General features: G+C 70.4%; 1 protein-coding gene and 2 pseudogenes. 2 read left to right on the top strand and 1 reads right to left on the bottom strand.

The genetic code is table 11. The features are described from left to right. A partial coding sequence (locus I5I_RS07400; protein WP_036318179.1) for a ParA family protein occupies window positions 1-463 on the bottom strand: 463 nt, incomplete at its 3' end. Window positions 464-579: 116 nt separating this feature from the next. Here I5I_RS07400 and I5I_RS07395 point away from each other — a divergent pair. Continuing rightward, a pseudogene (locus I5I_RS07395) lies at window positions 580-3990 on the top strand (pyruvate carboxylase). 33 nt (window positions 3991-4023) lie between these two features. Next, window positions 4024-4858, top strand: a pseudogene (locus tag I5I_RS07390) (MinD/ParA family ATP-binding protein); the annotation flags it as partial.

Below are 4858 nucleotides of genomic sequence, written 5' to 3'. Positions count from 1 at the left end.
TCCGGTTCGGTGACCCGATGACCCGGTCCGAAGCCGCCCATGCGGTACGCGTCAGTGCGTTGAGCGAGGGGGCGCAGTCGATGAGGACGAGGTCGTAGTCGGCCTCGATGGTGGCGAGAGCCTCTTCGAGCTTCCACACGTCGCGCACGCTCGGGTGCGGGCCGTCGAAGTTGATCGCCGACGGGCTGCCGATCATGACGTCGATCGTGCCCGGGTGCACCTTGGCCCAGCCGCTGGCGGTGATGGCCTGGCGGACCACCTTCTCCTTGGGATTGGCGAGCACGTCGGCCACGTTCAGCCGGCCGGCCACCTGGATGTCCATGCCCGTCGACACGTCAGATTGCGGGTCGAGGTCGACGACGAGAGTCCGCACCCCTCGGGCGAACGCCGCGGAGGCGAGGCCGAGAGTCACGGTGGTCTTGCCGACACCCCCCTTGAGCGAGGAGACGGAGAGTACGTGCACGAGGCTCTACGTTACCGTCCCCTAGGCTGTGAGGACACTCAGGCCCTCGTGAAAAGTGGGCTCGTCGGGGAATCTGCTCCCTCGGCGCGCGGGAGCCGCTTGGAGAAGAGGTCCGCATGTTCCGCAAGATCCTGGTGGCCAACCGCGGAGAGATCGCGATCCGGGCCTTTCGTGCCGCCTTCGAACTGGGTGCGCGGACGGTGGCGGTCTACCCCTACGAGGACCGGTACTCGCTGCACCGGCTCAAGGCCGACGAGGCGTACCAGATCGGCACCATCGGCCAACCCGTGCGTGCGTACCTCGACGTCGATGAGATCATCCGCGTGGCCGAGCAGGCGGGCGCCGACGCCATCTACCCCGGCTACGGCTTCCTCTCCGAGAACCCCGAGCTGGCCGCGGCCGCCGCGCGCAGCGGCATCGTCTTCATCGGCCCGCCGTCGCGCGCCCTCGAGATGGCGGGCAACAAGGTGACCGCCAAAGAGCATGCGATCGCGGCCGGGGTGCCGGTGCTGCGCTCGACGCCCGCGTCGGACGACGTCGACGCGCTCGTCGCGCGCGCGGACGAGATCGGCTTCCCGATCTTCGTGAAGGCGGTCGCCGGCGGCGGTGGGCGGGGAATGCGCCGGGTCGAAGCCGCGCCGCAGCTGGCCCCGGCGATCGCGGAGGCGATGCGCGAGGCCGATGCCGCGTTCGGCGATGCCCGCGTCTTCCTGGAACAGGCCGTGCAGCGGCCGCGTCACGTCGAGGTGCAGATCCTCGCCGACAAGACCGGCGAGACCGTGCACCTGTTCGAGCGGGACTGCTCGGTGCAGCGACGTCATCAGAAAGTCGTCGAGATCGCGCCGGCGCCCAACCTCGACCCCACCATCGCCTCGGCATTGCACGCCCACGCGATCGCGTTCGCCCGGTCGATCGGCTACGAGAACGCCGGAACGGTGGAGTTCCTCCTCGAGACGGCCGGTCCCCGCGCCGGCGAGGCCGTCTTCATCGAGATGAACCCGCGCATCCAGGTCGAGCACACCGTGACCGAGGAGGTCACCGACGTCGACCTCGTGCAATCGCAGATGGGCATCGCTGCCGGCGAGACGCTCGCCGAGCTCGGCCTGCGCCCAGGACCAGATCCGCTTGCGCGGGGGCGGGCGCTGCAGTGCCGCATCACGACCGAGGACCCGACCCCAGGGGTTCCGCCCCGACACGGGGCAAGATCACCACCTACCGTTCGCCGGGCGGCGCCGGCATCCGCCTCGACGGGGGGACGACGGCCGCGGGTTCCCAGGTCAGTGCGCACTTCGACTCGCTGCTGGCCAAGCTCACGTGCCGCGGACGGGACTTCGGCGCCGCGGTCGTGCGATCGCGTCGAGCCCTCGCCGAGTTCCGCATCCGCGGGGTCTCGACCAACATCCCCTTCCTGCAGGCGGTGCTAGACGATCCCGCCTTCGTGGCCGGTGACGTCAGCACGTCGTTCATCGACGAGCGCCCCGAGCTGCTGCGCGGTCGCGGGTCGAAGGACCGCGGATCGAAGATCGTGGCGTGGCTGGCCGAGACGACCGTCAACCGTCCGCACGGAGAGATCCCCGCCGTCACCGACCCGCGCGCGAAGCTCCCGTCCGTCGATCTGTCCACGCCTCCTCCTGCCGGTTCGCGACAGCGCCTTCTCAGCCAGGGCCCGGCCGGGTTCGCGGCGCAGCTGCGCGCTCAGACGCCGCTCGCCGTCACCGAGACGACGTTCCGAGACGCACATCAGTCTCTGCTGGCCACGCGCGTGCGCACACGGGACCTGGTGACGGTCGCGCCCTACGTCGCCCGGCTCACCCCTCAGCTGCTCTCGGTCGAGGCCTGGGGCGGCGCCACCTACGACGTGGCGCTCCGCTTCCTCGGCGAAGACCCCTGGGAGCGGCTGGACGCCCTCCGGGCCGCGGTGCCGAACGTGGCGATCCAGATGCTCTTGAGGGGGCGTAACACGGTGGGGTACACGCCGTATCCGACGCGCGTCACCGATGCCTTCGTCTCGGAGGCCGCGGCATCGGGCGTCGACATCTTCCGCATCTTCGATGCCCTCAACGACGTCTCCCAGATGCGGCCTGCCATCGACGCCGTACTGCACACCGGCACCACGCTGGCGGAAGTCGCCCTCTGCTACACCGGTGATCTCCTGTCGCCGACCGAGGATCTGTACACCCTCGACTACTACCTGCGCGTGGCGGAGCAGATCGTGGATGCCGGGGCGCACGTGCTCGCCGTCAAGGACATGGCGGGGCTACTGCGCCCCGGCGCCGCTGCGCGTCTGGTGCGGGCTCTGCGGGACCGCTTCGACGTCCCGGTCCACGTCCATACGCACGACACCGCCGGTGGTCAGCTCGCGACGCTGTTGGTCGCCGCCGCCGCGGGCGCCGACGCCGTGGATGCCGCTGCGGCGCCGATGGCGGGAACGACCAGCCAGCCCTCGCTGTCCGCGCTCGTCGCCGCCCTCGCGCACACCGAGCGCGACACCGGACTCGACCTCGGTGCCGTCTCGGAACTCGAACCGTACTGGGAGGCGATGCGCCGCCTCTACCGCCCGTTCGAGTCGGGTCTTCCCGGGCCGACGGGACGCGTCTATCGGCATGAGATCCCCGGCGGTCAACTGTCGAACCTCCGTCAGCAGGCGATCGCTCTCGGCCTGTCGGAGGACTTCGAGCTGATCGAGGACATGTACGCCGCCGCGGACGCGATCCTCGGGCGCGTCCCGAAGGTGACCCCCTCCTCGAAGGTCGTCGGCGATCTTGCCCTGCACCTCGCCGCGGTGCGTGCAGACCCCGCCGACTTCGCCGAGAACCCCGATACCTATGACATCCCCGACTCCGTCGTCGCCTTCATGGCGGGGGAGCTGGGTGAGCTTCCGGGCGGCTGGCCGGAGCCGTTTCGCACCAAGGTGCTGCGTGGTCGCGAGATCCGCGGCGGGATCACCGAGATCTCCGACGCCGATGCCGCGAACCTCGAAGCCGACAGTGCGACCCGGCGCGCCACACTGAACTCCCTGCTGTTTCCCGCCCCCACGGCGGCCTTCCGGGAGACCCGCGACACCTACGGCGATCTCAGCGTCCTCGACACCGCGGACTATCTGTACGGGCTCGCGCCCGGAACCGAGCACGTCGTCGAGATCGAGCGCGGCGTCCAGCTGTACGTGGGGTTGGAAGCGATCGGCGACGCCGACGAGCGCGGCATGCGCACCGTGATGACGACGTTGAACGGTCAGCTGCGTCCCGTCTTCGTGCGCGACCACGCCGTCGCGGTCGAGGTGCGTCAGTCGGAGAAGGCCGATGCGACCGTAGCGGGCCACGTGGCCGCCCCGTTCTCGGGTGTCGTCACCCCGAGGCCGCGTGGGCGATCGCGTCTCGGCGGGTCAGCCGGTGGCATCCATCGAGGCGATGAAGATGGAGGCAGCCATCACGGCGCCGATGGACGGCATCGTCGAGCGTCTCGTCATCGGCGCGGCGGCCGCGGTGGAGGCCGGCGATCTTTTGCTGGTGGTCCGACCCTCCGAGTAGCCTGGAGCGGGGGCGTGAGTCGTCCCGCGAGCCATGGGGGTCGGGACCCCGCCCCGCGGCCCGGCGGTGACGCCGCGGCTGCGCCGTCCCGAGGACGACCCGAATCGGCCGGAGCCCCACGGCGCCGGCCCGGAACTGGAGTGTGTAGCCGTGCCTGACCGCAACGAGAATGCGAGCGAGGACGCCGACAACGGCGTGCTGGAGAGCGTGACCGGCGCCGAGACGACCGGGATCGGCATCGTCGAGGGAGCCACCGCGCAGATCGACGTCGCCTTGCCCGTAGCGGTCGACGATGACGACTTCGACGACGACGTCGTGCTCGATGACGAGGTCGAGATCCATGAGGGCGTCGTCGAGGAGGTGGACGCCGTCGCCGAATCGGCCGTCGCCGAGGACGTCGAGGAGGCGGTTGATGCGTCGGCGCCCGATGCGGCAGCGATCGCGCTCACGTCGGCTTCCCTTGCGACCGCGGATGCCGTTCAGCACGAGCGCCTGCGGCCGCGCACGTCCGAGATCACCCTGCAGTCGCGCCGACTGGGCGACTTCGAGGCGGGGCGGGAGAGCTCCGACCTGCTGACGCCGGATCGGCTGCTGGATCCCGCGCACGCGGTGCGCCCGGAGCCCGACGGTGCGTGGCAGCACCTCGTCTACACGCTGTCGGGACGTCGGATCAACCTCGGCGACAGCAAGCGCGCGCGTGCGCGCAAGGCTCTCGACCGGCGCATTGCGGCACCGTTGCACGGCGGCGCGAAGTTCGTCCCCGTGCTCTCGCGAAAGGGCGGTGTCGGAAAGACCACGATCACGACGCTGCTGGGCATGGCGCTCGCCGATGCCCGTGAGGACCGGGTGATCGCCGTCAACGCGAACC

It is taken from the genome of Microbacterium sp. B24 (assembly GCF_000333415.1).
GTDB lineage: Bacteria > Actinomycetota > Actinomycetes > Actinomycetales > Microbacteriaceae > Microbacterium.
This window is presented reverse-complemented; position numbering and strand designations above follow the sequence as displayed.